We start from the raw sequence: 24,642 nt of genomic DNA on the forward strand, positions 1-24,642 counted from the left end.
TAATTGGGCGGAAATGGGTGAAGCGTTTATTCTTCAAACAAAGCGGTATCGATATGATCGCACAGGGCGTGAATCAGCAGGATATGGATTTCCTGAATCCGCGCCGTGCGCTTATGCGGCACGTTGAGCAGCACATCGCCTTCTGCCAGCATACCGGCGATTTTGCCGCCGTCGCGCCCGGTGAGCGCCACCACGCTCATACCCTGCTCGCGGGCGGCTTCGATGGCGGCAAGCACATTGCCGGAATTGCCGGAAGTGGAAATCGCCACCAGCACATCGCCCGGGCGGCCGAGTGCCGACACTTGGCGGGCAAAAATCTGATCAAAGGCATAATCGTTACCGATGGCGGTGAGCGCGGAAGTATCGGTGGTGAGCGCGATGGCGCCCAACGGCATACGTTCTTTTTCAAAACGGCCGGTGAGCTCGGCGGCAAAATGCTGCGCATCGGCTGCCGAACCGCCGTTGCCGCACACCAAAATTTTGCCGTCGGCCATCAGCGAATCCAATAGCAAAGCCGCTGCCCGTGCCGTCGGCTCGGCCAATTGTTCGGCACACTGCTGTTTGGCGGCAATGCTTTCCTGAAAATGCTGCAATACGCGTTGGGCGGCTGGGTTCACAACAGGCTACCTGAAAATAGTAAATGAGAACGCCGGCTATTGTAGCGGCATATGCTGGTTTGAACAATTACCGACAACAGGTAAGCGGGAAGAGATTTGCTGAAAGCATCGGCTGCAACACGGCCAAAACAAGCAGCGCTAGTTCGGCGAAGCGCAACACACAACCACAAGTTTCAACCAAGCCAAAAACCTCATCCTTTTTCAGCTAGCCTGTCTGCTCCACAACCGCCAGCTTCAATACCCGCCGATATTCTGCAACCACTGCGGCGGCTGATCGCCTTCAATCAAGATGGCATCGATACGGCAAGGTTGATTCGGCGCATTTTGCTGGAGCCAGGTTTCGGCGCTGCGGCTGAGTTTGGCCAATTTGGCCGGAGTGATGCTCGCTGCTGCGCCGCCGAAGCTTTGGCTGCGCCGCTGCCGCACTTCCACAAACAAATACACCCCGCCCTGTTCGGCGATGATATCGATTTCGCCATAGCGGCAATGCCAGTTGCGCGCCAGGATGCGGCAACCCTGTTTTTTCAGGTAGCCTGCGGCGGTATCTTCGGCAGCTTGGCCGGCAGCGTGGTTGAGGCGCATGGTTTTCCTTTCGTGCGATACCGCAAATCAGCACCGCTTCCGCCACGGCCTACTCCGCCTTGTATCGGAAGCTAGTTTAATTTGCTATAGTTTGCGGCGTTTCAAACGCAATCATACCCGAAGATCATGTGGCAAAAAATATTGGATAAGGCGGCCGCGCAGATTGAGCCGCAAACGCTGTATGTGGTGGCAACGCCCATCGGCAACCTGGCCGACATCACACTGCGCGCGCTGGCGGTGTTGCAACGGGCAGACTTGGTGTGCGCGGAAGACACACGCGTGAGCCAGCAGCTGCTCTCCGCCTACGGCATCCGCGCCAAGCTCGTGAGCGTGCGCGAACACAACGAGCGGCAAATGACCGACACCATCACCGCCGCGCTCGCTGCCGGGCAGGTGGTGGCGCAAATATCGGATGCGGGCACGCCGGCAGTGTGCGACCCCGGGGCGCGGCTGGCCGCAGGCGTGCGGGAAGCAGGCTTCAAGGTAGTGCCGGTGGCAGGGGCCAGCGCGGTGATGGCGGCGTTGAGCGTGGCCGGGGTAACGCAGTCGGATTTTTATTTTGCCGGCTTTCTGCCGCCCAAGGCGGGCGAACGGGCGCAATGGTTTGAGCGCTGGCGCGAAGTGCCCTATGCCGTAGCGATGTTTGAAACGCCGCACCGCATCGAGGCGGCACTCACCCAAATGGCCGAAATCCTGCCCAACCGGCATTTGGTGCTGGCACGCGAAATTAGCAAGACATTTGAAACCTTCATCAGCGGCAGCGTGGCCGACGTGTTGGCTGCCGTTCGTGCCAATGCCAACCAAACGCGCGGCGAAATGGTGCTGGTGCTGCACCCGCCCGAAGCCGCCGCTGCCAACGAACTGAACGACCAGGCGCGGCACATCATGAGCCTGCTCGCCGCCGAACTGCCACCGAAAAAAGCCGCCGCGCTGGCGGCGGAAATCAGCGGGGCAAACAAGAAGGCGCTGTATGAGTGGGCGGTGGCGCAGAAGCGGGAATAGAAACAACTGAACCACATAAAAGGCTACCTGAAAAACGATTTACCGTTTTCAGGTAGCCTTTTGCCATGCCGGACTACCCTGCCCGCTAAGGCAAAATCTCAATTTCAGCCTGCGGTTTGACATGGATGTAAAGTTCGTCGATTTCGCCATCGGTTACAGCAATGCAGCCGTGGGTCCAATCGCGGCGCAGGTGTTGCGCGCCAATAAGGCCTAAGCCGTTGCGCAGGCCGTGGATTTTGATGTCGCCGCCGGGGTTTTTGCCTTGTGCGGAGGCATGGGTGCGGTCGGCGGCGTTGGGGTAGGAAATGCCGAGATTTTTATGGTGGCTGCTGTGGGGATTGCGGTCGTTGATGGTGTAGCGGCCTTCAGGGGTTTTGCCGTCGCCTTCAAATTGTTTGTGGCCAACCGGGCTAAAGCCGAGTGCGATGGGATAGGTTTTCAGCAGATTGCCTTGCGCATCGTAGGCATCCATTTCACGCTCGGCTTTGCGCACAACGAGTTTGGCAATTTCGCTGCCCGGCGGCAGGGCGGGCTGTTGCAATAGGCTTTGCTGCCTGGGGCTGAGGCCGGCACTGTTGCCTGTGTTGGGCAGGCTGCCGGGCGGATTGCTGCTGTGCCGCAGAAAAACATAGCCGCCGAGCAGCAGAAGAATGGTGCCGAACAGGGCAAGTAGCGGTTTTTTATTCATGGGTTGGCATCTATCCGGGCTTCGTCGCAACTCACATGGCTCGTTTCCACTGAATTGAAGATTCGGTTTTCAGGTAGCCTTTAGGCTTCTTTGCCTGCTTCGTAGTGATAGTGCTCCAAATGGGCGCTGCTGAAATTTTGGATGAATTGGGCAGTTTGTTGCTCGTCTTTGGTGGGGCGGATGATTTGGCTTTGCACTGCCCAATCATACACCGGCTGGTCAATCGGATAGGCGGTGAGCAGGCCGCTGAGGGCATGTTGCCGAATCCAGCGCTCTGCGTTTTCTTTACCGGAAAAGCAGGCCGACACATTCCGGCTGCCGCTGCCTTGAAACACCCAAACCCGATTATCCGCCCGGCTCATGCCGCTGCCCCTTGTTTCAACCGCTCAAGCAGTGCGCCGTTTTTGCCGAATTCGGCCAGCGTGCCGCCGATATCGAACCAGACTTGCTGGTTGGGTTCGCCGCTGCCATCCAGATGCCAAGCCGCCCAGCTATACACGCCTTGGAGCTCGTGGGTGCGGCTGCCGCCGGACACGTGCAGGCAAAATTCAAAGGCCACGGCGGTGCGGTTTATGGTTACGGCTTCGGGATTACTTTCGGAGCGGGTGCCGACGGTGAGCCAATCGGGCGGGGAGGTAACGGCAAAATCGAGCAAGCGGCTGTCGGCCACTTGTTCGCGCAGAATGCTTTCGATGCTGCGTCGGATTTCCGCATAGGGTTCATCGGCAAGCCATTGCAACATATGCCGGGTATCGTCGAGGAGCTGGAAGTTGTCTTTCATGATGTTGAATTAGGTAGTTGTGGTTTCAGGTAGCCTATATCCGGCAGATAAGGCTACCTGAAAGCGTGTGCTGCAACGCAGTTAAAACGATGTTTCGGCGTAGTAAAAGTAGGTTGGGTTAGCCACAGGCGTAACCCAATATAAAGAGTATCCAATTGTTGGGTTACGGCTTGCAGCCTAACCCAAGCTACAGCTCATTTGCCCGTGAGTTTAAACACACCAACGAATACCAAACACACCAGCACAATCGAACCCAAAATGATCAGAGGGATAATGCCATCACCGAACATAAACATCAGCATTACTGCTGGCCAGATCAAAAAGTGGCCAGCCACATAAACAATTATTGCCGTCATAAATAAAGCTGTTAAAAACCGGACAATTTTATTATCCATCAATCCCCCAGCCTTCTTCTGAAAAACAGCACAATCTATTTTCAGGTAGCCTCCATCCCAACCAAGAGGCTACCTGAAACCTTATCGGCTAGTGCGTGTGATGGTGATGATGATGGTGGTGATGCCCGCCGCCCGCTTCATCACTCGGGCTTTTCACTTCCACCTGCACGGTTTGCTCGGGGGCGTGGCGGAATTTCAGCGTGAGCGGGAAACGGCTGCCTGCGGTAAGGGGCTGTTTGAGGCCGATCAGCATCACGTGGTAGCTGCCGGGCTTGAGCTCGGTGCGCTCGTTGGCGGGCAGCGGCAGGCCTTGTGGCATGGCCTGCATGCGCATATTGCCGCCGGCCATCACGTGTTCGTGGATTTCCACGCTTTCGGCCACGGGGCTGCTGCCGCCGATCAGCGCGTCGGCGGGGCTGCTGTTTTCCAGCTGCATAAACACGCCGCCGGAATTCATGCCGGGCACGGTAAACCGCGCCCAAGCCTCGCTGGCGCGCACTTCTGCCTGGGCGGCTGCGGCCAAGAGCAGGCCGGAGAGGATAACGATTTGCTTAAGCTTCATATGCTTTCCTTTCTATCAAACGGGGTTGGACTACAGGGTGTTTAAGGCCATCAGCCAAAAAATGCCAACGAGCAACAGCGCCACCAGTTGCGCGGCGGAGCCGGCATCTTTGGCGATTTTAGAGAGCGGGTGCAGCTCTTCGGAAATCCTGTCCACCACAGCTTCGATGGCAGTGTTGAACAGCTCCACAATCAGCGAGAGCAGCGATGCGCCCACCAGCAGCATGCGCACGGGCGTATCAAAATCGAAGCAGAACACCAGGGGCAGCAGCACGGCGTGCAGCCACACCAGCTGGCGGAAGGCGGCTTCGTTGCGGTAGGCGGCGGCGAGGCCGTCGCGGGAATATTGGGCGGCGGCGATCAGGTGCGCGAGGCCGCGTTTGCCGGGTTTCATCGATGCTCCTTTTGATGTTGGTAGTTGGAATAAAGGCAATACCAAGCGAAGGCGAAAAACACCGCCTGGGCGATATTGAATGTTGCTCCGCCGATGCAGGCCGCTGCGGCCGATTGTGGAAACAGGCTGCACACGCCCGCCACCACAGCGCCCACCGGCAAGGGGTTTGCCCATACAGAAGCACGCGGCAAGACAGTTTGTCCGCGCACGGTTTGCACCAGCAGCACCAGCCAGCCCGCAGCCAGCAGCCCCACCGAGGCAAACCAATGTACCGCCAACATGGCATGAAATGCCCGAAATTGTGCCAGCAACATCGGATAGGCTTCAGGCGGGCTATGCAGCAGGGTTTGCGCACTGATTCCCATATAATAAAAGCCCGCATGCCCCAAGGGCGAGAGTGCATAGCCTGCCGAGAGCAGGCTCAACACCGCACCTGCCGCCTTGCCTCGCAGCAAACGGCGCACACCGAAAGCTGAGGCCAAATAAAACGGCAGGCTGAAAGTGGCGGGCAACACGCCCCAAAACAGCCGCTGCGGCGATCCGGCCAGCATCAGCACCGCCAAATCCACATCGTCGCCTAAGGCGGAGGCCAGTGTGTGCGAAAACAACGGATACTGCTCCGGCGACTGCACAAAGCCCACCAGCAGCATATCCGCCGCCGTCCAACACAGCGCGGCAAACAAGCCGGACAGCAATAATGTAAGTGGTTTGGTCATATTGGCGTGCTCCGAATGATGTGCGGGGCTACCTGAAAAATAAGTTCGGCAACAAAGTGGAAACGGGCAATCCTGCTCAACGACGCTGAAAATATACAGCTCGGCATGGAGCCAAACTATGGTTTGCCGCCCTGAAATTTTCAGGTAGCCTTCAATCGTGGGTATACAGTATACAAATACTTGTATACAAAAAACCTTCGTTTTTCAGGCAGCCTCTATCACTACCGTAGGCTACCTGAAAGCCGGGCTTCAATTGAGCAACGCCTATCACGCGTTCCATTCCACCGAATCGATGAATTTGGCGGCCACATCAAAGCCTTTTTGTTTGGTGATTTCTTGGAAACCGGTGGGGCTGGTCACGTTCACTTCGGTTAGATGGCTGCCAATCACGTCCAATCCGGCCAGCAAAATGCCGCGCCGTTTCAGCTCTGGGGCGAGGGTTTCGGCGATTTCGCGGTCGCGCGCGCTCAATTCCTGCGCCACGCCGCGCCCGCCGGCGGCCAGATTGCCGCGCGTTTCGCCCTGCTGCGGTATGCGGGCAAGGGCAAAGGGCACGACTTCGCCGTCAATCACGAGGATGCGTTTGTCGCCGTGCACGATTTCGGGGATGTAGCGTTGCGCCATAATGGTGCGCGTATCCAGCCTCATCAGGGTTTCGAGAATGCTGCCGATGTTCGGGTCGCGCTCGGTGAGGCGGAAAATGCCCATGCCGCCCATGCCGTCGAGCGGTTTGACGATGATGTCGCCGTGTTCGGCCAAAAAGGCGCGCACATCGGCGGCGCGGGTGGAAACAAGGGTGGGCGCGGTGAATCGGGAAAAATTCAAAATGGCGAGTTTTTCGTTGAAATCGCGCATGGCCTGCCCGTTGTTGAACACTTTTGCGCCCTGCTGTTCGGCGAGGGTGAGCAACTGGGTGCTGTAGAGGTATTGCATATCGAACGGCGGGTCGGTGCGCATAATCACGGCATCGAACTCAGTTAAGGCAGCCTGCACTTTGCCTTGCGGTTTGAACCATTCGTGGTCGTGGTCGTCTTTTGCGCCAATAAATTGGAAAGGCGCGGCTTGTACCACCACTTGGCCTTTTTGCACGGAGAGTTCGCCGGCCAGGGTGTGGTGCAATTTGTGCCCGCGCTTGGCGGCTTCGCGCATCATGGCGTAGGTGGTGTCTTTGTAGGTTTTGAAGGTGGCCAACGGGTCGGCGATAAAGAGGATGTTCATGGGGTGTCCTTGTGTGGGAATGGGGGCGTGCTGAATTATCTGCGTCCGATGCCGTAGCCATAGGCCAGCGTTCCGTCGGCGCTGCGGCAGACCAACGTGTAGGCATGTCGGTTGTCGGCAGCCTGCACCACGCCCAATGTGCCTTGTTCGGCGGCGCAGTGCCGTACGAATTCTTCGTGGCTGTTTTCGCCTTGGACTAAGGGATAGAAAGCGGCGTTTTGGTGTTCGGCCACCGTGCCGGTGCTTTGGCAGGCGGCAAGCAGCAGGCTTGCGGTTAAAATCAGGGCGGCGTGTTTCATTGAGCTTTCCGTGCGTAGAAGAGGAAAATGGTTGTGCAGGCTACCTGAAACGGGCTAGCGGTAGGAATCGGGCGTGGCATTCGGCATGATAAACCACAGGATGATATAAATCAGAATGCCCGGCACGGCCACACTGGCGCAGGAAATGATGACGAACAGGATGCGCGTCAGCGTGGGCGACCAGCCGAGGTATTCGGCAATGCCGCCCATCACGCCGGCCAGTATGCGGTGTTGGCGGGAACGGTGTAGTTTAGTCAGTTGCGGTTGCGGCATGATAGCTTCCTTATGTGTGGGTGTTTGGGGTTTCTGGCTGCAAAGAGGATGTTCTCGGCAGTATGCAGATAAAGCAATATGATAAACCAAAAGCGCAAGCAACACCCGCCGCTGGGGCGGGCAGCAAAATCGCGGCCATAAATCTGCGCTATAAACTCGCGCCAACAATTGCCCCGCGACGGCGGCAGGGCTATACTTCGACCCCTTAATCCACCGCCACACACACCCGATAAGGAAACCACGGATGAATGCCATTGCCGACGTGCAAAGCAGCCCCGACCAACGCAATATGCCCATCAACCAAGTGGGCATCAAAGACCTGCACTTCCCGCTGCAAATCCAGAGCGCAGAGGGCGTGCAGCACACCATCGCCCGCATCGGCATGACCGTTGCCCTGCCCGCCTCGCAAAAAGGCACGCATATGTCGCGCTTTGTGGCGCTGATGGAAGAGCGGCAGCACCTGGTGCTCGATTTCACCAGCCTGCACCAGCTTACGCTCGATATGCTGGAGCGGCTCGATGCCCAAGCCGGCCGCATCCATATCAGCTTCCCCTTCTTCCGCAAAAAAGCCGCCCCCGTGAGCGGCATCACCTCGTTTCTCGACTACGCCGTAACCTGGCAGGGCGAAGTGCCGGCCAGCGGAGAATACAGCCACCAAATCAAAGTATTGGCTCCGGTTACCAGCCTCTGCCCCTGCTCCAAGGAAATTTCGCAATACGGCGCGCACAACCAGCGCTCGCACGTTACCGTTACCCTCACCTGCCACAAACAGGAAGTTTCCATTGAAGAAATCATCGATTTGGTGGAAAACAAAGCCTCCTGCCAGCTCTACGGCCTGCTCAAACGCCCCGATGAGAAATATGTTACCGAGCACGCCTACGAAAACCCCAAATTCGTGGAAGACATGGTGCGCGACATCGCCGTGGCGCTGAAAAACGACCCGCGCATCGACCGCTTCAGCGTGGAAAGCGAAAACTTCGAAAGCATCCACAACCATTCGGCCTATGCGCTGATTGAGTATCCTTAAAGTTAACAATATTGCCGCGCAACAAAAAGGCTACCTGAAAGCGAAGCTTCAACGAAGTTAAAACGAGATCACAAGTTTCTGCGAAGCTAAAATTTTCAGGTAGCCTTTTGGCTGGGCTGAATACTGCCACTCACTTCTTGAGCCAAGCCCGTTTCAGCATCAGCCACCAATCTTTCGCGCCGAGTACGGGACGGCGGGTGAAGACGTTGTAGCGGTTTTCCTCCAGCTTGCGCAGGATGCTTTGCCCGCCGAGGATAATCAGGCGCAGCTCGAAACCGATGCGGCCATGCAGAGTTTTGCCCAGCGGGGAGCCAGCTTTGAGCATTTTGTGGGCACGCTGGCATTGGTGCGCCATCAGGCGTTGGAAGGCGGCATCGGCGCGGCCTTCGGCGATTTGCGCTTCGCTCACGCCGAATTTCTCTAAATCGTCTTGTGGCAGATAAACGCGGCCTTTCTGCCAATCCACAGCCACGTCTTGCCAGAAGTTAATCAGTTGTAGGGCGGTGCAGATGCCGTCGCTTTGGGCAAGGCTGAGCGGGTCGGTGTGGCCGTAGAGGTGCAGCAGCAATCTGCCGATCGGATTAGCGCTGCGGCGGGCGTAATCCACCAGCTCGCCGAAGTGCTGATAGCGGGTTTTCACCACGTCTTGGCTGAAGGCGGAAAGCAAGTGGTAGAAGGGCTCGAGCGGAAGATTGAACGGCCGGATGGCTTCGCGCTCGAGCCGCTGCATCAATTCGCTGTGCGTAGTTTGGTCAGCGGCAAGGCGGTCGAGCTCGGTACGCAGATTATCGAGCTGGCGCAGGCGCTCTTCGTTGGGCAAATCGCCTTCGTCGGCTATATCGTCGGCAGTGCGGGCAAACGCATAGATGGCGTGCACCGGTCGGCGCAGGCGGTGCGGTAAAACCAGCGAGCCGACGGGGAAATTTTCGTAGTGTCCGACTGACATGATGTGTCCTTAGTGTGTTTTCAGGTAGCCTCAAAGCGGGGAGGCTACCTGAAAAAGTGTGATTTGTGTGTGGACGCCGATTTTATGTTGTGGTGGCTAATGTTGGGCATAAATACCCGACCTACTGCGCAAAATATATAAGGCTACCTGAAAAACGGGTTTCGCATTTTCAGGTAACCTTCTGCCACGCTATTTCTGCCAATATGCCTTCACGTTCACAAATTCATACAAGCCGAATTCGGAAAGTTCGCGCCCGAAGCCGGAGTCTTTCACGCCGCCGAAGGGCAGGCGCAGGTCGCTGCTGGTGTGGCGGTTGATGAATACGCTGCCGGCTTCGATTTGCTGGCCAAGCTCCCAGGCTTTGTCGAGGTTGGCGGAGTAGATGCTGGCACCGAGCCCGAAGGGGTTGTCGTTGGCCAGGCGCACGGCGTCGGCGGCATCGCGGGCGTGGAAAATGCCCACGGCGGGGCCGAACACTTCTTCGCGGTACATGCGGCAGGCGGGGGTGATGTTGTCGAGCACGGTGGCGGGGTAGAAGGTGGTGTCGGCTTCGTTGGGCAGCTCGCCGCCGAGCAGCAGTTTGGCACCGTGTTCGAGCGCGTCTTGCACTTGTTCGTGCACTTGCAGCTGCAGGTCTTTGCGATGCAGCGGGGCGAGGGTGGTGTCGGGATCGAGCGGGCAGCCGGGGGTGAGACGGCGGCAGTGTTCGAGGAAGAGTTGGGTGAATTCTGCGGCGATGCCTTTGGTGAGAATGATGCGCTTGCCGGCGTTGCAGGATTGGCCGGCATCGCGGAAACGGGCATAGCAGGCATCGGCGGCGGCTTGGGCGATGTCGGCATCGTCGAGTACGATGAAGGCGTTGCTGCCGCCAAGTTCCATCACGGATTTTTTCAGGTGGCTTCCGGCGTAGCCGGCCAGGCGGCGGCCGACGTCGGCAGAGCCGGTGAAGGCCAGTGCATCGGTTTTGGCAATGGCGTATTCCACATCTTCGTGTGCCAGCCAAGTAACGCGCCAGGGCAATTCGCTGCCAACAATATCAAACAAGGCAGCGGTTACCCGAGCCACGCTGGGCGCGGGTTTCACCAAACAGGCATTGCCGGAGCAGAGGGCTGGCACAGCAAATCGGATAATCTGCCACACGGGGTAGTTCCACGGCATCACGGCCAGCACCACGCCCAAGGGCTCGAAGCGTACTTGGCTGAGGCTGGCCTGGGTGGCGATGGTTTGGTGTTGCAGAAGCTGGGGGGCGAGTTTCACATAATAGCGGATGAGGGAAACGGATTTGTCCATCTCAGCTTCGCATTCGCGCAGGCAGCGGCCGACTTCTTCGCAAATCATACGGGCGAGCTTGGTTTTTTCAGCTTCGAGCCGGTCGGCAAAGGCAGCAAGCATAGCCACCCGCGCCTGCACGCCGGCAGCGGCAAAGCGGCGCTGGGCGGTGCGCATTTCAGCCAAGCTTTGGCTGAAGGCGTCCATGCTGTCGGCGGGGCGTTCGTATAGCAAGGTGTTGCTGACGACGTTTCGGCTATAGAACATGGTGTTTCCTTTCTCTATTTGCTTTGGATTAAATGGTTTTAGCGGGCAGCCCATGCAGCAGGCTACCTGAAAGCGCAGCTTTAACGAAGCTAAAACAAGCCCTGCTAGCTTCTGCGAAACTAAAACTTGATGCGATTGTTTTTATTATTTTTATAAACTGCCTTGCCCTACCCTTTTTCGGCCACGACGAAGGCTACCACCGCGCCGTTGTCGTCGCTCAGACTCAAATGCACCCGCCCGATGCCTTGTTGGCGCAGCCATTCCTGCAAGGGCGGCTCCACCACGAATTCCGGGCGGCCGAGTTTGTCGTGGGCGATGGAAATGTGGTGCAGCGTTACCGGCGAGCGCAAGCCGGTGTGCACGGCTTTGGCAAAGGCTTCTTTGGCGGCAAACCGCTTGGCCAGGAAGTTTGCCTTGTTGCCGACGGAGCGCCACTCCAAAAGTTCGATGCGGCTGAGCAGGCGTTCGGCCAATGCCTGGCCGTATTTGTCGTATAGCTGCTCGATACGCTCGATACGCAGGATATCGGTGCCGATGCCGTAGATCATTGAGTATTCCTGTTGTGCAAGATAGTGGGCGCATTGTAGCGCATTTTGGCCGCAGCCTTACAGGTGGGGCGGCAGAGGCTTGCCGGGATTGGCATATTTTCAGGTAGCCTCACAGCCGTTCTGCAAATCTTCCGCGCAAAACAAAGCCGCATCTATTTGCAAGATGCGGCAGCGTTTATGCAGCAAGCGGCTTAGGCCATGGCTTTGATTTTGGCAGCCAAGCGGCTTTTGTGGCGGGCGGCTTTGTTTTTGTGGAACACGCCTTTGTCGGCGATGCGGTCCATCACTTTGGTGGCTGCCACGAATTCGGCTTGGGCAGCGGCTTTATCGCCACTTTCCACAACCTTCAAAACTTTCTTCACTGCGGTACGGAAAGCAGTACGCAGGCTGGCATTGTGTGCACGGTTTTTCTGCGACTGGCGGGCGCGTTTGCGTGCCTGGGCGCTATTGGCCATATGAAAAATCTCCTGATAAGTAAAATAAAATCCGTAAGCGCGGCATTTTACTGGCGATGTTGCCTAAATGCAAGCAGCCACGAGCTATTTTCGGCAAACGGAGGGCAAGTAGGGAAAGAACGTTTGCCCGATACAACAAAACCGAGGCGGCCTAGTGCATTTTCCAGCCAGCCTCCAAAGCCAAACAAATGGCTACCTGAAACTTTAGCTGCGCCGAAACTTCGCTGTGCTGCGTTTCAGGTAGCCTTTGCAAACAACGCCTGCCCTGCCCGACTATTTCTCGCGCCGGTAGAACCCGCTATCCATATATGCCGCTACGCCCTCCCGCAGCAACACCAGCGTTACTGCGGCCAAAGGCAGCGCCAGAAGCATGCCCACAAAGCCCAGCAGGCTACCGAAAGCCATCAGGGCGAAAATCACCCAAAACGGCGAAAGCCCGATGCGGTCACCCACAATCTTCGGCGTGATGAAGAAACTTTCCAAAAACTGTCCCACAGCAAACACCGCCCACACCGTAATCAGCCCCTGCCAAGTGCCAAACTGCAACAGCGCAGCCATTGTAGCCAGCAGCAGGCCGGTGAACGCGCCCAAATACGGCACGAACACCAGCAGCCCGGCCACCATACCAATAGCAAAGCCAGATTCCAACCCAGCCAGCATCAGGCCCAAACCATAGAGCAGGCCCATAATCAACATCACAATCAGCTGCCCGCGCAAAAATTCGCCCAACACCGTATCCATATTACCGCCAATGCGCGTATAAGCCGCCAGATAGCGGCGCGGAATCATGGTGTTAATTCCCTCTGCCCAGCGCGACCAATCCAGCAAGAAGTAATACAGCAAAAATGGCAGCACCATCAAATTACCCAAACTGGTTACCAAACTGCCACCCTGTTCCAGCAAGGCTGGCAGCGCCTTGGAAAGCCCTGCCTGAACGCTGCCCACATGGCCGCTTAGCCATTTCGATACCGATTGGTCATTCAACACCCAATGCGTGCCCAGCATATGATTAATCCAAGGCAGCGCCTTATTTTGCGCAAACGCCACCAATTCTGGCAGTTTATCCAGCAAACTGCCAAATTGCTGCACCAACATCGGCACCACAATCAGCAGCAACAACACCAGCAGCAGCAGCGCAAACACCATCACCAGCATCGCCGCCGTCGCACGCCGCACCCTGTGTCGGCAGAGCTTTTCCACCAGCGGGTTCAAAATATAGGCCAACACCGCAGCCACCACAAACGGCGAAAGCACATCGCGCATCTGCACAATTAACAGCACCACCGCCAACAATAGCGACACCCCAACCACCCACGGCAGCCAGCCACGCTTTTTCGTTTTATACATACACAATCTCTTTAATTCATCCGGCACACGCCGCGTCGCGCGCATTATCCGGTGTCAACCCATAAAAAACAAATGATTTCACACACAATCCACAAGCCAAGGCTACCTGAAACCACGCCCTCTTTTCAGGTAGCCTCTTGAGACAACTTGACTGCCCACCCCGCCATCGCTACATTCCCTCCATCCCACTCCATTCCCGCTCAAACATGAACTACGCCCTCGATGCCATCTGGTGGCGGCTGCGCCACCCCGCCGTGCGCGACCTCGCCTCCCTACTCACCGCCCCACCCCTGTGGCACAGCGGCTGCGAACTCCCCATCCCCCGCCTGCTCGGCAGCCAAGGCTTCCGCTTCCTGCTCAGCCTCGACGATGCCCCTGCCCCACTGACGCAATGGCTCGAACAAGAAGCCCCTTTCGGCCACCGCCTAGGCCACTACGCCGAAAGCCTGCTCGCCTTCTGGCTTGCCCACGCTCCCCATTGCCAACTCATCGCCCGCAACCACCCCATCCGCAGCAAAAACTGCCACACCCTCGGCGCCGCCGACTTCCTCTGCCTGCTCGACTCCACCCCCTACCACCTCGAACTCACCTGCAAATACTACGGCGGCACCACACCCGACAATTTCCAAGGCCTCAACCCCACCGACACCCTGCTCGGCAAAGCCGCCAAACTGCAACAACAATGCCGCCTCCTCCACACCCCCCAAGCCAGCGCCCAACTACCCACCCCACTCCAAGGCTACCTGAAAACGAGCGAAGCGAGTCCTTGCGAAGTCAATACGAGCAAAACAGATTGCCGCCAACCCCAAAACTTTAGCCAAGCCCTCAACACCGCCACCATCATCCGCGGCATCGGCTTCACCCCAAATGGCATCCTCAACGGCAGCCCCCTCAACCCCCTCGGCTGGAGCGACTTCCTCCTTCCACAATGGGCAGACTACCCCGCCCAAGCCACACAACGCTTCTACCCCCTGCCCCGCCTCGCCTACCTCGCCCCCGCCCGCATTCCGTTTGAGCAAACCATCAGCGCCGCCGAGCTCGCCCGCCAAGTCCACGGCCTCATCGCCGTGGTCGAACAGCGCCCCGACGGCATGTGGCACGAAACCCAACGCCTGATGTGCCGAGGCTGAATAACAATACCGAACAACAAAAAGGCTACCTGAAACCATCCAAACAGTTTTCAGGTAGCCTTTCTAAAACAAACCAGCCTAATAATAAGCTTTCCCTATCCCTATTTCTCCCCATATCTTTTTGGTATCCCCCATCAAATAAAACGGTATTTTTCTATTGGTTGCCCGCCGCCTATACTGCAACGGCATTCAAAACTTTCCCCCAACGCAACAGAGAGGTGTAGAAAATGCCGAACCCGCAAAAATCCCCCGTTCACGACCTGCGCTCCGCCCTCGAGCTTTTAAAAACCCTGCCCGGCGAATTGGTGTCCACCGATGTGGAAGTTGATCCGATTGCCGAGCTCTCCGGCGTATACCGCTACGTTGGTGCCGGCGGCACCTGCCAGCGCCCCACCCGTAAAAACGGTCCGGCCATGCTGTTTAACAAAGTAAAAGGCTATCCCGGCATTCAGGTAGCCATCGGCTTGGTTGGCTCGCGCAAACGTGTTGGCCAGTTTCTCAATTGTGCTCCCGAACGCCTGGGCTTCCTGCTCAAAGACTCCGTACAAAATCCCATTCCGCCGGTGCTGCTCGGCAAAGGGCAGCAACCGCAATGTCAGGAAGTGGTGCACCTAGCCAGCGATCCCGATTTCGACCTGCGCACCCTGCTGCCCGCACCCACCAACACCGTGGAAGACGCCGGCCCTTATTTCACGATGGGTTTGTGCTATGCCTCCGACCCAGAAACCGGCAAATCTGACATCACCATCCACCGCCTGTGCGTGCAGAGCAAAGACGAGCTTTCCATGTGGCTTACCCCCGGCCGCCACATCGACGCCTTCCGCCAAAAAGCCGAAGCCGCCGGCAAACCGCTGCCGATTTCCATCAGCATCGGCGTGGATCCCGCCATTGAAATCGCCGCCTGCTTCGAGCCGCCCACCACGCCGCTGGGCTTCGACGAACTGAGCATTGCCGGCGCGCTGCGCGGCCACGGAGTGGAAATGGCCAAATGCCTCACCATCAACGAACGCGCCATCGCCCATGCCGAAGTGGTGATTGAAGGCGAACTGCTGCCCGATGTGCGCGTGCGCGAAGATCAAAACAGCAACACCGGCAAGGCCATGCCTGAATTCCCCGGCTATACCGGCGATGCCAAGCCCGCCCTGCCCGTAATCAAAGTGAAAGCGGTTACCCATCGCAAAAATCCGATTCTGCGCACCACCATGGGCCCGGGCGAAGAGCATGTGAACATGGCCGGCATCCCCACCGAAGCCAGCATTCTGGATATGGTTGAGCGCGCCATGCCCGGCCGCCTGCAAAACGTGTTTGCCCACTCTTCCGGCGGTGGAAAACTTTTGGCTGTAATGCAGTTTAAGAAAATCACGCTGGCCGACGAAGGCCGCCAACGCCAAGCCGCCCTACTCGCCTTCTCCGCGTTCCCTGAATTGAAACACGTGATTCTGGTGGACGAAGATGTGGATATTTTCGATACCGACGATGTTTTATGGGCTATGCAAACGCGCTACCAGGGCGATAACGACACCATCTTTATCCCCGGCGTGCGCTGCCATCCGCTCGACCCATCACAATCGCCGGCGTTCAGCAACCGTCTGATTCAGGAAGGCACATCATGTAAAACAATCTTCGATTGCACCGTGCCGCTTCACCTGAAAGAGCACTTCCAACGCTGCAAGTTTATGGAAGTAGACGTAAAACGCTTCCTGCCTGACTTTGAAGCATAGGCAAAACGGTTTCAGGTAGCCTCACTCAGCCTTATACGGCCAAGCCGTAGAGGCTACCTGAAAACCAAAGCGCATCCCGCACCATCCACTCAAGGAGCAATCATGGGCAAACAACGCATCATCCTCGGCATCAGCGGTGCCAGCGGCTTCCAATACGGCTATAAAGCCTTGCAGCTTTTGCAAGCCGTGGAAGACTTGGAAGTACACCTCGTTATCTCCAAAGGCGCGGAAATGACCCGCTCGCTGGAAACGCCCTACAGCCGTGAAGAAGTGTTGGCCATGGCCGACGTAGTCCATCCGATTCAGGATTTGGGCGCATCTATTTCCAGCGGTTCGTTCCAAACCCTCGGCATGCTCGTTGCCCCCTGCTCCATGCGTTCCCTGGCCGCCATTGCCCACGGCCTGAGCGATAACCTGCTCACCCGTGCGGCTGATGTGGTGCTCAAAGACCGCCGCAGGCTGGTGCTGATGGCGCGCGAAACACCGCTGAACCTCGCGCATATCGACAACATGCGCCGCGTAACCGAAATGGGCGGCATCATCTTCCCGCCTGTGCCCGCGCTCTACCACCGCCCGCAAACGGTGGACGACATCCTTACCCACAGCGTGGGCCGTGCGCTGGATTTGTTCGGCATTTCGGTGAAACACCTGCCGCGCTGGAGCGGCGGTAAGGAAGATAAATAAAGCTTTCAGGTAGCCCAAACCATATTGAAGGCCAGCTAAAACCCAATCCCACCCGCAAGGCCATCAGCATTTCCCGTTTCCCAAGCGAGCCAATGGCATCCTGCCGGCGCCAGGCTGGGGCGAGCTTTACCTAAAAATGGCCTGCAACCCACCAAGGAGATACATCATGACAATGCCAATCGGTCCTTTTGTTAACGGCAGCGCCGTCGTGCTCGGCGGCCTACTCGGCGCATGGATGGGCGCAAAATTGCCCGAACGAGTGCGCACCAGCCTCAATCCGCTATTCGGCCTGACTTCCATCGGCCTGGGCGTAATGAGCATCCCCGGCGTGAAATACTATGCCGCCGTGGTGCTGGCCGCCGTGCTCGGCCTCGTGATTGGTGAATTGTGCTACCTGGAAAAAGGCATCGGCAAAGCCGCCGGTAGCGCACGCGGGCTGATCGACAAAATCTTTCCGCCCAAAGAAGGCATCAGCCAGGAAGAATTCCTCGACAAATACGTTGCCATCGTCGTCCTGTTCTGCGCCAGCGGCACCGGTGTGTTCGGCTCCATGCACGAAGGCATGACCGGCGACCCCTCCATCCTCTATATCAAAACCATTTTGGATTTCTTTACCGCCGGCATCTTCGCCATTACGCTGGGCTACGCCGTATCCGCCATTGCCGTGCCGCAGCTGGCCATCCAACTTTCGCTGTTCTTCCTCGCCACCCTCATCGTGCCGCTCACCACGCCCGAAATGCGTGCCGACTTCGCTGCCGCCGGCGGGTTGATCATGCTGGCCACCGGCTTCCGCATCACCGGCATGAAATCCTTCCCCGTGGCCAATATGCTGCCCTCGCTGCTGCTGATTATGCCCATCTCCTATTTGTGGGCAACCTATATCGCCACACACTAACCGCCTCCATCAAGAGGCTTAGCTGAACCCGGTTTTTGCAATCCAACGTCAAACTCCTAGCGAAACAAAACGGCGCGGCAGGCTACCTGAAACCTGCCACGCCGTTTCCGTTTGCGGGCCGAACACATGATTATTTTTCAGGTAGCCTCATATACCGCAGCCCTGCCGCCTGATACCATTCGCCATACCGTAACCAGTTCCGTCTGTTTCCCTGCCTGCCGGCACCACCTTTTAGTTTCGCAGAAGCTTTGTTTTCGACCAGCCCTGCCTCCCAATCGAGCAACACCATGCCGCCCCTGCCCGCCAATATCCACGCCTTCCTCACCGAACACCACGTTGTCAGCCTGGCCGCCTGCCACGAAGGCGAGCTGTGGAGTGCCAGCTGCTTCTACGTATTCGATCCCGCTGCTGCCCGCCTCATCGTGCTCACCGGCAAAAACACCCAACACGGCCGCCTGATGCTGCACAACCCGCATATTGCCGGCACCATCGCCGGCCAGCCCGCACGCATCCGCGATATCTGCGGCATCCAATTTGCTGCCCGCGCCGCATGCATTGCCCACCCTGCCGAACGCCGCGCCGCACTCGATCTCTACGCCCAAGCCCACCCCATCGCCAAAGTTTTTCCCAGCGATATTTGGCAGCTCCAGCTTGTATACATCAAATACACCAGCAACCGCCCCATCTTCGCACACAAAACCCATTGGCGGCGCAATGAAGAAAACAGCTAACCCAATCCTCAACCAGCCAAATATTTTCAGGTAGCCTTTCAGCGGATATATCCCCACCGAAAGGCTACCTGAAAGTGTTCCTAAGCAAATTCTTAGCGGCACTTCGGCGCCACAAACGGATAGCCATTGGCCATCACTTCCTCCAGCCCGCGGATTTCCGGTGTTGTCGTCAGCTTCACCAAGGCCGGGAAAAACACCTGCGGATCGGGCGACACCCGCACCAACACGCTGTTGCGCAGCTGCGAAGGGCACACTTCCGATTCCGGCAGCAGCGCCGCCGCCTCAATGCCCGACTCAATCCAATCCACAATTACACTCGGCTGCGACACGTGCATAATCACCTGCGGCGTAGTGCCGCTCTTGAGCAGCTGGTCCATCAGCTGCTCAAACGTGCCCACCCCGCTGCTGCGGCGCAGCAGAATCAGCGGCAGCCCGCCTAGCTGTTTCAGCGTCATCGTATCGGGCACCCCGTCCGGCAGCAGGCTGCGGTGTACTACCGCCGCCATCTGCACCGCCGGCAGCGCCAAATAGCGGTATCGCTCCAGCCGTTTCGGCTGCTGAATAAGCGCAACATCTATCAGCTGATTATTCAGCAATGTTTCCAAATGACTGGAATCCGATACCAACACATTAATTTCCGTATCGGCATACTGGCTATGGATGGCCATAATCAGCGGCGTGAAATATTTTTGATACAGATGGGTTAGCCCGATACGCAACACATGCTGCTGTTGGGCGAAAATCAGCGTATCGCGCTCAATATTGCCGATGTCCACCAAAATCTCCAGCGCCCGCTCATAAAGGAAAAGGGGCTGTACTAGATTAGCAGATATGTTACCCTCGAAATATGAAGATAACACACTGCAAATTAAGGAAGAAAGTACAGAAAGAACTGCTCCGCTTTTTTGTACTCGAAGTTACCGCCCGTTCTGCCGCCGATATTTTGGGTATCCATCCCAATTCGGCAGCCCTGTTCTACCGCAAAATCCGTATGGTCATCAGCCATCATTTGGCCTTAGCTGCCGATGAGGTTTTCGATGGCTCTGTCGAATTGGACGAAAGCTATTTCGGCGGACGGCGTAAAGGCAGACGTGGTCGCGGTGCGGCAGGAAAAGTGGTTGTCTTTGGCATTCTGAAACGCAACGGACGGGTCTATACCGTTGTGGTGGATAATGCCAAGTCCGATACTTTGATGCCTGTTATCAAACAGAAAATCATGCCGGACAGTATTGTTTATACCGATAGTCTGAGCAGTTACGACAAGTTGGACGTGAGCGGTTTTATCCATTACCGCATCAACCATTCCAAGGAATTTGCAGACCGCCAGAACCACATCAACGGCATTGAGAACTTTTGGAATCAGGCAAAACGCGTCTTACGCAAGTACAACGGAATCGATCGCAAATCTTTCCCGCTGTTCTTGAAAGAATGCGAATTTCGATTTAACTTCGGCACACCATCCCGGCAACTAAAAATCTTGCGGGAGTGGTGTGGAATTTAGGGCTAATCTAGTACAGCCCCAAGGAAAAAACCAGTAGGAGTGGGGCGAATGCGCCCGCCGTCGCGAAACAGCAGCGGCGTACCGATTTCCTGCTCCAGCTCCTGCACCCGCTTGCTCAACGGCGGCTGGGAAATATACAGCATTTCCGCCGCCTTGGTGAAGCTGCCGCATTCCACCACGGTGCAGAAGTATTTCAGCCGTTTAATGTCCATGGCGTTTCTCCTTGATTTTTAGTCGTACTGAATTAGCAACCAGGCAAAACAGCGAGCGGCTGATTTACTAAGCATTCCATCCTCGCCACCCTGCCATACCTATTTTCAGGTAGCCTTCCCCTATTTCGCCCGCCGCAGCAGGCGCAGGGCATTGGCGGAAACCAAGAGCGAGCTCAGGCTCATGCCCAGCGCGGCTACCCATGGCGTTACGCAGCCCGCCGCTGCCAGCGGCACCATAATCAAGTTGTAGCCGGCCGCCCACCACAGGTTTTCGCGCACAATCCACGCGGTGCGTTTGGCTTGGGTGGTAAGGTAGGGCAGCGTGCGCATATTGCCGTTGAGCAGCAACACATCCGCCCCTTCGCGCGCCACATCGGCGCCTTCGGCCACGGCCACCGATACATCGGCCTGTGCCAGCACGGGCGCATCGTTGATGCCGTCGCCCACCATCAGCACTTTATGCCCTTTTGCCTGCAAATCCTGCACATAAGCCAGCTTGTCTTCCGGCGTAGCTTCGGCGCGCACCGCATCCAGCGGCAAAGCGGCGGCCACGGCATCGGCTGCAGCCTGCCTGTCGCCGCTGAGCAGGTGCAGGCTCAAGCCCTGGCGTTTCCATTCGACCAGCATGGCCGGCACTTCGGGTTTGGCTTGGTCTTGCAGTAGGAACACGGCGGCAAAGCCGGCTGCGCTGCCCAAATACACCGCGCCGCCGGTATGCTCGGCCTGCAAACTTTCAGGTAGCGTGCCCGAAAGTTCGGCCACGTAATCCAAACGGCCGATGCGCCATTGTTCCAGCTGCCCTTCATGCCGCACTTGCGCGCTGATGCCGTGCCCGGCGCGGTTTAAATAGTTTTCCGCTTCCAATGCCAAATTGGCGGGCGGCAGGTTGGCAATGGCGCGGGCGGCGGGGTGCTCGCTCTGCCGCTCGAGAAGTTGCGCCAGCGACACGGCCAAATCTTGACTGATGCCTTCGGCGGTGTGCACGGCGCATACGGCCAACTGGCCGGTGGTGAGCGTGCCGGTTTTATCCAGCACCACGGTGTCGATTCGCGCCAAAGTTTCTAAGCTGTGCCCGCGGCTGATGAGTACGCCCTCGCCCGCCAAGTGGCCGGTGGAAGCCGCCAGCGCGGCAGGCGTGGCCAGCGACAAGGCGCACGGGCAGGTGGCCACCAAGAGCGACACGGTAATCCACAGCGCGGTTTGCACATCGGCATACCAAGCCCAGCCGGTAAACACCAGCACGCCCAGCAGCAAAAGCGCGCCCACAAACCAAGCCGCATAACGGTCGGCCAGCTCTACCATGCGCGGTTTTTCCGCCAGCGCCCGATCCAGCAGGCGCACAATATGCGACAGCCGCGTTTGGCTGCCCGCCTGTTCCACGCGGATAATCAGCGGGCTGCCGCCGTTGAGCGTACCGGCGGTTACCGCATCGCCCGCCGCTTTCGGCACAGGCAGGCTCTCGCCGCTGAGCATGGCCTCGTTCGACTCGCTCTCGCCTTCCAGCACCACTCCGTCGGCCGGCAGCACCTCGCCCGGCTTCACCAGCAGCACTTCGCCACCCGACAACCGCGCCACCACCGCCTCTTCCACCCACGCCGTATCCGGATAATCCGGCAACCGGTGGCAAAACGCCGGCACCAACTTCACCAGCCGCTCGGCCGCATCGCCCGCCTTGCGCCGCGCCAGCTGTTCCAAATAGCGGCCGCCCAACAGCAGGAACACAAACATCGACACCGAATCGAAGTAAATCCCCTCTTCCCTCCCCTGAAACAGCGCCCAAAGGCTACCTGAAAACGCCGCCGCAATCGAAATCGCCACCGGCGTATCCATGCCCGCGCGGCGGTTTTTCCAATCGCGCCACGCCCCTTTGAAAAAGGGCACTGCCGAATACAGCAACACCGGCAGCGTGAGAATCATGCTCGCCCAATGCAGCATCCACAAAAAACGCGGCTCAATTTCCCCTGCATGCAGATAAGTGGGCACCACATACATCATCACCTGCATCATGGCCAGCCCGGCCACCCATAAGCGCGTGAGCGCCTGCTTTCGCTCCGCTGCTGCCTGCGTCTCCATCCGCTGCGCGTCATAAGGCGAAGCCTCATAGCCGCTCTGGCGCACCCGCAGCAAAATGTCCGACAGCGCCACCTGCGAGCAGTCCCACGCCACCCGCGCGCGCAGCGTGCTGTAGTTGATTTCCGCACGCAGCACGCCCGAAAGCCGCAGAAGCTGCTGCTCAATCAGCCACACGCAGGCCGCACAAGTTACCCCACCCAGCATCAGCACCGCCTCACGCTCGTTTTCCGCCTTCACTTCCACAAATTCCGCCTGCACGTCCGGCAGGTCGTACAGTTTCAGCTGTTCCAACACTTCCGGCGGCGGCAACACCGCCTGCTCCGCCTCCGCCGTGCGGCGGTGGTAATAGCTGCCCAGCCCGGCGGCAATAATGCTCTGCGCCACCGCCTGGCAGCCCGCGCAACAGGCCGGATGGCGCGCGCCTTCAAATTCAATCGGCAAATCCAAGCCGCGCGGCACGGGCAGGCCGCAGTGGAAACAGGTTTCGGCTTGGGTTTGGGTTTCGGCTTGGGTTTGGGTTTCGGATGGGGATTCGGTGTAACTCATGATGGATGTGTTTAAGTGGCGGGAACGGCGCGGATTATAGGCTACCTGAAAACTCAATGCAGCGGAGTTTCGGTAAAATGAACCTTTCAGGTAGCTTATTCAACAGCCAAGCTGATATACAAATATATAAATAGATTAAAACAAAAGTATCAATAATTGACAGAACCTTTACCAGCTCTTATTCTGCCGCCGTGAGTGAACACACACTCATGGTTGAAACAATAAAAACGTGAAGATAAAGCTTAACCACCTTGATGGAGAGGATTAATGAACTTCCTAGAGAACCCAAGCCAAACCAATTTGCCAGAAAACTTTGAGCTGCAAAGTGCGCAAGTACCGGTAACCAGCTTTCGCGGGCTGATTATCGCCATTATTGCGGCCGTGATATCTGCTATTGCCTACCAAATTCTGCCCTATGGGCATTTTCCCAATGCCGGACTGACTATTTTGCTGTTTGTGGCCATTTTATGGTTTACCGAAGCGGTGCACATCACCGTTACCGCGCTTACGGTGCCACTATTAGCGATTTTCTTCAAAATTCCGGATATGGGCACCAAAGAAGCCTTTGCCGGCTTTTCCGATCCGATTATTTATGTGTTTTTCGGCGGTTTCGCGCTGGCGGCAGCCATGCACGTGCAGCGGCTGGATAGAAAAATCGCCATGCTGGTGATTTCGCTCTCGCGCGGCAATATGCTGGCGGCGGTGATGATGGTGTTTGCCGTTACCACCGGCCTTTCCATGTGGATCAGCAACACCGCCACCGCCGCGATGATGCTGCCGTTGGCCATGGGGCTGATGGGACACGTCGATAAGGAAAAGGACCGCAAAACTTATGTATTCGTGCTGCTGGGCATTGCCTACTGCGCCAGTATCGGCGGTTTGGGCACGCTGGTGGGCTCGCCGCCCAATGCGATTGCCGCCAAAGCGCTCAATTTGGACTTCGCCGGCTGGATGAAGCACGGCCTGCCGATGATGCTGGTGTTGCTGCCGCTGATGCTGTTTTCCCTGTTTGTGGTGTTGAAACCGAACTTTGCCGAAAAAGTGGATTTCCAACAAAAAGAAGACATTCCGTGGACCTTGCACCGCGTGATTACCGTCATCATTTTTGTGATTACTGCACTGTGCTGGATTTTTGGCGGAGAGCTGGGCAAAGCCACCGGCATCAAATCCATCGACAGCTTCATCGCCATGGTGGCGGCTGTGGCCGTGGTGATGTTTGGTGTGGTGAGCTGGCGCGAAGTGGCACGCAACACCGACTGGGGTACGCTGATGCTGTTCGGCGGCGGCATCACCCTTTCCGTATTAATGGAAAAATCCGGTGCTTCTGCCGCCTTGGGTAATGAAGTGGCGGCTTCTTTCGGCCATGCTTCTCCCTTGGTGATTATCTTGGTAGTGGCCGCGTTCATCATCTTCCTCACCGAATTCACCAGCAACACCGCCTCTGCCGCACTATTGGTACCGGTATTTGCCACCATTGCCGCCAAAATGGGCATGAATCAGGAAGTGTTGGTGCTGATTATCGGCATCGGTGCATCTTGTGCCTTTATGTTGCCCGTGGCCACGCCGCCCAATGCGATTGTGTTTGGCTCGGGGCTGATTAAGCAGAAAGAAATGATGCAGGTTGGCTTCCTGCTGAATATCCTATCCATCATCGTGGTATCGGCTTGGGCATACTTCTTCTTGACTTAACAAGAATAAGCCCGGCAGCTACACTGGATTAACAGCTTGCCGGGCTTACTCCTGCTATACCCATCGCATTGAAAG

At 57.3% G+C, this 24,642-nt stretch carries 29 protein-coding genes; 9 read left to right on the plus strand and 20 right to left on the minus strand.

From position 1 onward, the window contains the following. Window positions 1-26: 26 nt before the first annotated feature. Window positions 27-617, minus strand: a complete 591-nt coding sequence (locus CKV94_RS01525; RefSeq protein WP_003823323.1) for a phosphoheptose isomerase — start codon at window positions 615-617, stop codon at window positions 27-29. Between the two features lie 234 nt (window positions 618-851). Beyond that, window positions 852-1,199: a YraN family protein gene (locus CKV94_RS01530; RefSeq protein WP_003823326.1), complete on the minus strand. Its 348-nt coding sequence runs from the start codon at window positions 1,197-1,199 to the stop codon at window positions 852-854. 126 nt (window positions 1,200-1,325) lie between these two features. Between CKV94_RS01530 and rsmI the strand changes: the two genes are divergently transcribed. After that, window positions 1,326-2,201: a 16S rRNA (cytidine(1402)-2'-O)-methyltransferase gene (rsmI, locus tag CKV94_RS01535; RefSeq protein WP_003823328.1), complete on the plus strand. Its 876-nt coding sequence runs from the start codon at window positions 1,326-1,328 to the stop codon at window positions 2,199-2,201. A gap of 85 nt (window positions 2,202-2,286) precedes the next feature. On the opposite strand, the gene CKV94_RS01540 is transcribed toward rsmI, so the two are convergent. The 10 genes from CKV94_RS01540 to CKV94_RS01585 form a co-directional block, all read right to left on the minus strand. Then, the gene (locus CKV94_RS01540; protein ID WP_003823329.1) at window positions 2,287-2,889 is read right to left on the minus strand and encodes a L,D-transpeptidase family protein; all 603 of its coding nucleotides are present in this window, start codon (window positions 2,887-2,889) and stop codon (window positions 2,287-2,289) included. Window positions 2,890-2,969: 80 nt separating this feature from the next. Next, window positions 2,970-3,251, minus strand: coding sequence for a DUF7710 domain-containing protein (locus CKV94_RS01545; RefSeq protein ID WP_003823330.1), 282 nt, complete (start codon window positions 3,249-3,251; stop codon window positions 2,970-2,972). Next, window positions 3,248-3,670 carry a hypothetical protein gene (locus CKV94_RS01550; RefSeq protein ID WP_035580174.1) on the minus strand — a complete coding sequence of 141 codons (423 nt, stop codon included), beginning with the start codon at window positions 3,668-3,670 and terminating at the stop codon, window positions 3,248-3,250. Before CKV94_RS01550 ends, CKV94_RS01545 begins: the two co-directional genes overlap by 4 nt. A gap of 194 nt (window positions 3,671-3,864) precedes the next feature. Further along, window positions 3,865-4,065: a hypothetical protein gene (locus CKV94_RS01555; protein WP_003823332.1), complete on the minus strand. Its 201-nt coding sequence runs from the start codon at window positions 4,063-4,065 to the stop codon at window positions 3,865-3,867. Window positions 4,066-4,153: 88 nt separating this feature from the next. Then, on the minus strand, window positions 4,154-4,627 hold the full coding sequence (locus tag CKV94_RS01560) for a copper chaperone PCu(A)C (RefSeq protein WP_003823333.1): 474 nt from the start codon (window positions 4,625-4,627) through the stop codon (window positions 4,154-4,156). A gap of 30 nt (window positions 4,628-4,657) precedes the next feature. Beyond that, window positions 4,658-5,020 (minus strand): diacylglycerol kinase, encoded by a 363-nt coding sequence (locus CKV94_RS01565; RefSeq protein ID WP_003823334.1) that lies wholly within the window; start codon window positions 5,018-5,020, stop codon window positions 4,658-4,660. Next, the gene (locus tag CKV94_RS01570; RefSeq protein WP_003823335.1) at window positions 5,017-5,736 is read right to left on the minus strand and encodes a hypothetical protein; all 720 of its coding nucleotides are present in this window, start codon (window positions 5,734-5,736) and stop codon (window positions 5,017-5,019) included. Before CKV94_RS01570 ends, CKV94_RS01565 begins: the two co-directional genes overlap by 4 nt. Window positions 5,737-6,003: 267 nt before the next feature. Beyond that, window positions 6,004-6,954, minus strand: coding sequence for a glutathione synthase (gene gshB, locus CKV94_RS01575; protein ID WP_003823336.1), 951 nt, complete (start codon window positions 6,952-6,954; stop codon window positions 6,004-6,006). Between the two features lie 35 nt (window positions 6,955-6,989). Then, a complete protein-coding gene (locus CKV94_RS01580; protein WP_003823338.1) occupies window positions 6,990-7,253 on the minus strand; it encodes a hypothetical protein in 264 nt (87 codons plus the stop codon). A 54-nt stretch (window positions 7,254-7,307) separates the two neighbouring features. Further along, window positions 7,308-7,526 (minus strand): PspC domain-containing protein, encoded by a 219-nt coding sequence (locus tag CKV94_RS01585; RefSeq protein WP_003823339.1) that lies wholly within the window; start codon window positions 7,524-7,526, stop codon window positions 7,308-7,310. A 244-nt stretch (window positions 7,527-7,770) separates the two neighbouring features. Between CKV94_RS01585 and folE2 the strand changes: the two genes are divergently transcribed. Further along, window positions 7,771-8,553: a GTP cyclohydrolase FolE2 gene (folE2, locus tag CKV94_RS01590; protein WP_003823341.1), complete on the plus strand. Its 783-nt coding sequence runs from the start codon at window positions 7,771-7,773 to the stop codon at window positions 8,551-8,553. Window positions 8,554-8,683: 130 nt separating this feature from the next. Here folE2 and hpnC read toward each other — a convergent pair whose 3' ends face one another. From hpnC to CKV94_RS01615, 5 genes are all read right to left on the minus strand, one after another. Then, on the minus strand, window positions 8,684-9,499 hold the full coding sequence (hpnC, locus tag CKV94_RS01595; RefSeq protein ID WP_003823342.1) for a squalene synthase HpnC: 816 nt from the start codon (window positions 9,497-9,499) through the stop codon (window positions 8,684-8,686). Between the two features lie 189 nt (window positions 9,500-9,688). Further along, a complete protein-coding gene (locus CKV94_RS01600) occupies window positions 9,689-11,035 on the minus strand; it encodes an aldehyde dehydrogenase family protein (RefSeq protein ID WP_035580182.1) in 1,347 nt (448 codons plus the stop codon). A 167-nt stretch (window positions 11,036-11,202) separates the two neighbouring features. Then, on the minus strand, window positions 11,203-11,583 hold the full coding sequence (acpS, locus tag CKV94_RS01605; protein WP_003823347.1) for a holo-ACP synthase: 381 nt from the start codon (window positions 11,581-11,583) through the stop codon (window positions 11,203-11,205). 191 nt (window positions 11,584-11,774) lie between these two features. Beyond that, the gene (rpsT, locus tag CKV94_RS01610; protein WP_003823349.1) at window positions 11,775-12,038 is read right to left on the minus strand and encodes a 30S ribosomal protein S20; all 264 of its coding nucleotides are present in this window, start codon (window positions 12,036-12,038) and stop codon (window positions 11,775-11,777) included. 273 nt (window positions 12,039-12,311) lie between these two features. Next, window positions 12,312-13,385: an AI-2E family transporter gene (locus tag CKV94_RS01615; protein WP_003823351.1), complete on the minus strand. Its 1,074-nt coding sequence runs from the start codon at window positions 13,383-13,385 to the stop codon at window positions 12,312-12,314. Between the two features lie 206 nt (window positions 13,386-13,591). Between CKV94_RS01615 and CKV94_RS01620 the strand changes: the two genes are divergently transcribed. From CKV94_RS01620 to CKV94_RS01640, 5 genes are all read left to right on the plus strand, one after another. Then, window positions 13,592-14,515, plus strand: coding sequence for a DUF1853 family protein (locus tag CKV94_RS01620; RefSeq protein WP_003823353.1), 924 nt, complete (start codon window positions 13,592-13,594; stop codon window positions 14,513-14,515). A 227-nt stretch (window positions 14,516-14,742) separates the two neighbouring features. Then, entirely contained in the window at window positions 14,743-16,236 is a 1,494-nt protein-coding gene (locus CKV94_RS01625) for a UbiD family decarboxylase (RefSeq protein WP_035580184.1), read from the plus strand. 102 nt (window positions 16,237-16,338) lie between these two features. Further along, window positions 16,339-16,920 carry a UbiX family flavin prenyltransferase gene (locus tag CKV94_RS01630; RefSeq protein WP_003823359.1) on the plus strand — a complete coding sequence of 194 codons (582 nt, stop codon included), beginning with the start codon at window positions 16,339-16,341 and terminating at the stop codon, window positions 16,918-16,920. Window positions 16,921-17,086: 166 nt separating this feature from the next. Continuing rightward, entirely contained in the window at window positions 17,087-17,815 is a 729-nt protein-coding gene (locus CKV94_RS01635) for a DUF554 domain-containing protein (RefSeq protein WP_003823360.1), read from the plus strand. A gap of 287 nt (window positions 17,816-18,102) precedes the next feature. After that, entirely contained in the window at window positions 18,103-18,546 is a 444-nt protein-coding gene (locus tag CKV94_RS01640; protein WP_035580187.1) for a PNPOx family protein, read from the plus strand. 92 nt (window positions 18,547-18,638) lie between these two features. Here CKV94_RS01640 and CKV94_RS01645 read toward each other — a convergent pair whose 3' ends face one another. Then, the gene (locus CKV94_RS01645; protein ID WP_064103668.1) at window positions 18,639-19,322 is read right to left on the minus strand and encodes a LysR family transcriptional regulator substrate-binding protein; all 684 of its coding nucleotides are present in this window, start codon (window positions 19,320-19,322) and stop codon (window positions 18,639-18,641) included. A 71-nt stretch (window positions 19,323-19,393) separates the two neighbouring features. Here CKV94_RS01645 and CKV94_RS01650 point away from each other — a divergent pair, with 71 nt between their 5' ends. Continuing rightward, complete coding sequence (locus CKV94_RS01650; protein WP_064086049.1) at window positions 19,394-20,047, plus strand: IS1595 family transposase; 654 nt, start codon at window positions 19,394-19,396, stop codon at window positions 20,045-20,047. A 2-nt stretch (window positions 20,048-20,049) separates the two neighbouring features. Here the strand turns inward: CKV94_RS01650 and CKV94_RS01655 are convergent, their stop codons facing one another. Continuing rightward, window positions 20,050-20,259: a LysR family transcriptional regulator gene (locus CKV94_RS01655; protein ID WP_003823365.1), complete on the minus strand. Its 210-nt coding sequence runs from the start codon at window positions 20,257-20,259 to the stop codon at window positions 20,050-20,052. 120 nt (window positions 20,260-20,379) lie between these two features. Next, window positions 20,380-22,878 carry a heavy metal translocating P-type ATPase gene (locus CKV94_RS01660; RefSeq protein ID WP_003823366.1) on the minus strand — a complete coding sequence of 833 codons (2,499 nt, stop codon included), beginning with the start codon at window positions 22,876-22,878 and terminating at the stop codon, window positions 20,380-20,382. Between the two features lie 267 nt (window positions 22,879-23,145). Here CKV94_RS01660 and CKV94_RS01665 point away from each other — a divergent pair, with 267 nt between their 5' ends. Continuing rightward, complete coding sequence (locus tag CKV94_RS01665; RefSeq protein WP_003823368.1) at window positions 23,146-24,567, plus strand: SLC13 family permease; 1,422 nt, start codon at window positions 23,146-23,148, stop codon at window positions 24,565-24,567. Window positions 24,568-24,642: the final 75 nt, after the last annotated feature.

Origin of the sequence: Eikenella corrodens (genome assembly GCF_900187105.1) — a bacterium.
Taxonomy (GTDB): domain Bacteria; phylum Pseudomonadota; class Gammaproteobacteria; order Burkholderiales; family Neisseriaceae; genus Eikenella; species Eikenella corrodens.

Bases quoted from the DNA above. Each gene is read 5' to 3' on its own strand.
- CKV94_RS01650 (WP_064086049.1), top strand. From the start codon at position 19,394: ATGAAGATAACACACTGCAAATTAAGGAAGAAAGTACAGAAAGAACTG.
- CKV94_RS01600 (WP_035580182.1), bottom strand. From the start codon at position 11,035: ATGTTCTATAGCCGAAACGTCGTCAGCAACACCTTGCTATACGAACGC.
- CKV94_RS01530 (WP_003823326.1), bottom strand. From the start codon at position 1,199: ATGCGCCTCAACCACGCTGCCGGCCAAGCTGCCGAAGATACCGCCGCA.
- gshB (WP_003823336.1), bottom strand. From the start codon at position 6,954: ATGAACATCCTCTTTATCGCCGACCCGTTGGCCACCTTCAAAACCTAC.
- CKV94_RS01570 (WP_003823335.1), bottom strand. From the start codon at position 5,736: ATGACCAAACCACTTACATTATTGCTGTCCGGCTTGTTTGCCGCGCTG.
- CKV94_RS01555 (WP_003823332.1), bottom strand. From the start codon at position 4,065: ATGGATAATAAAATTGTCCGGTTTTTAACAGCTTTATTTATGACGGCA.
- CKV94_RS01540 (WP_003823329.1), bottom strand. From the start codon at position 2,889: ATGAATAAAAAACCGCTACTTGCCCTGTTCGGCACCATTCTTCTGCTG.
- CKV94_RS01585 (WP_003823339.1), bottom strand. From the start codon at position 7,526: ATGCCGCAACCGCAACTGACTAAACTACACCGTTCCCGCCAACACCGC.
- CKV94_RS01625 (WP_035580184.1), top strand. From the start codon at position 14,743: ATGCCGAACCCGCAAAAATCCCCCGTTCACGACCTGCGCTCCGCCCTC.
- rsmI (WP_003823328.1), top strand. From the start codon at position 1,326: ATGTGGCAAAAAATATTGGATAAGGCGGCCGCGCAGATTGAGCCGCAA.
- folE2 (WP_003823341.1), top strand. From the start codon at position 7,771: ATGAATGCCATTGCCGACGTGCAAAGCAGCCCCGACCAACGCAATATG.
- rpsT (WP_003823349.1), bottom strand. From the start codon at position 12,038: ATGGCCAATAGCGCCCAGGCACGCAAACGCGCCCGCCAGTCGCAGAAA.
- CKV94_RS01565 (WP_003823334.1), bottom strand. From the start codon at position 5,020: ATGAAACCCGGCAAACGCGGCCTCGCGCACCTGATCGCCGCCGCCCAA.
- CKV94_RS01550 (WP_035580174.1), bottom strand. From the start codon at position 3,670: ATGAAAGACAACTTCCAGCTCCTCGACGATACCCGGCATATGTTGCAA.
- CKV94_RS01580 (WP_003823338.1), bottom strand. From the start codon at position 7,253: ATGAAACACGCCGCCCTGATTTTAACCGCAAGCCTGCTGCTTGCCGCC.
- CKV94_RS01655 (WP_003823365.1), bottom strand. From the start codon at position 20,259: ATGGACATTAAACGGCTGAAATACTTCTGCACCGTGGTGGAATGCGGC.
- CKV94_RS01665 (WP_003823368.1), top strand. From the start codon at position 23,146: ATGAACTTCCTAGAGAACCCAAGCCAAACCAATTTGCCAGAAAACTTT.
- CKV94_RS01560 (WP_003823333.1), bottom strand. From the start codon at position 4,627: ATGAAGCTTAAGCAAATCGTTATCCTCTCCGGCCTGCTCTTGGCCGCA.
- CKV94_RS01630 (WP_003823359.1), top strand. From the start codon at position 16,339: ATGGGCAAACAACGCATCATCCTCGGCATCAGCGGTGCCAGCGGCTTC.
- CKV94_RS01620 (WP_003823353.1), top strand. From the start codon at position 13,592: ATGAACTACGCCCTCGATGCCATCTGGTGGCGGCTGCGCCACCCCGCC.
- CKV94_RS01640 (WP_035580187.1), top strand. From the start codon at position 18,103: ATGCCGCCCCTGCCCGCCAATATCCACGCCTTCCTCACCGAACACCAC.
- CKV94_RS01545 (WP_003823330.1), bottom strand. From the start codon at position 3,251: ATGAGCCGGGCGGATAATCGGGTTTGGGTGTTTCAAGGCAGCGGCAGC.
- CKV94_RS01660 (WP_003823366.1), bottom strand. From the start codon at position 22,878: ATGAGTTACACCGAATCCCCATCCGAAACCCAAACCCAAGCCGAAACC.
- acpS (WP_003823347.1), bottom strand. From the start codon at position 11,583: ATGATCTACGGCATCGGCACCGATATCCTGCGTATCGAGCGTATCGAG.
- CKV94_RS01635 (WP_003823360.1), top strand. From the start codon at position 17,087: ATGACAATGCCAATCGGTCCTTTTGTTAACGGCAGCGCCGTCGTGCTC.
- hpnC (WP_003823342.1), bottom strand. From the start codon at position 9,499: ATGTCAGTCGGACACTACGAAAATTTCCCCGTCGGCTCGCTGGTTTTA.
- CKV94_RS01615 (WP_003823351.1), bottom strand. From the start codon at position 13,385: ATGTATAAAACGAAAAAGCGTGGCTGGCTGCCGTGGGTGGTTGGGGTG.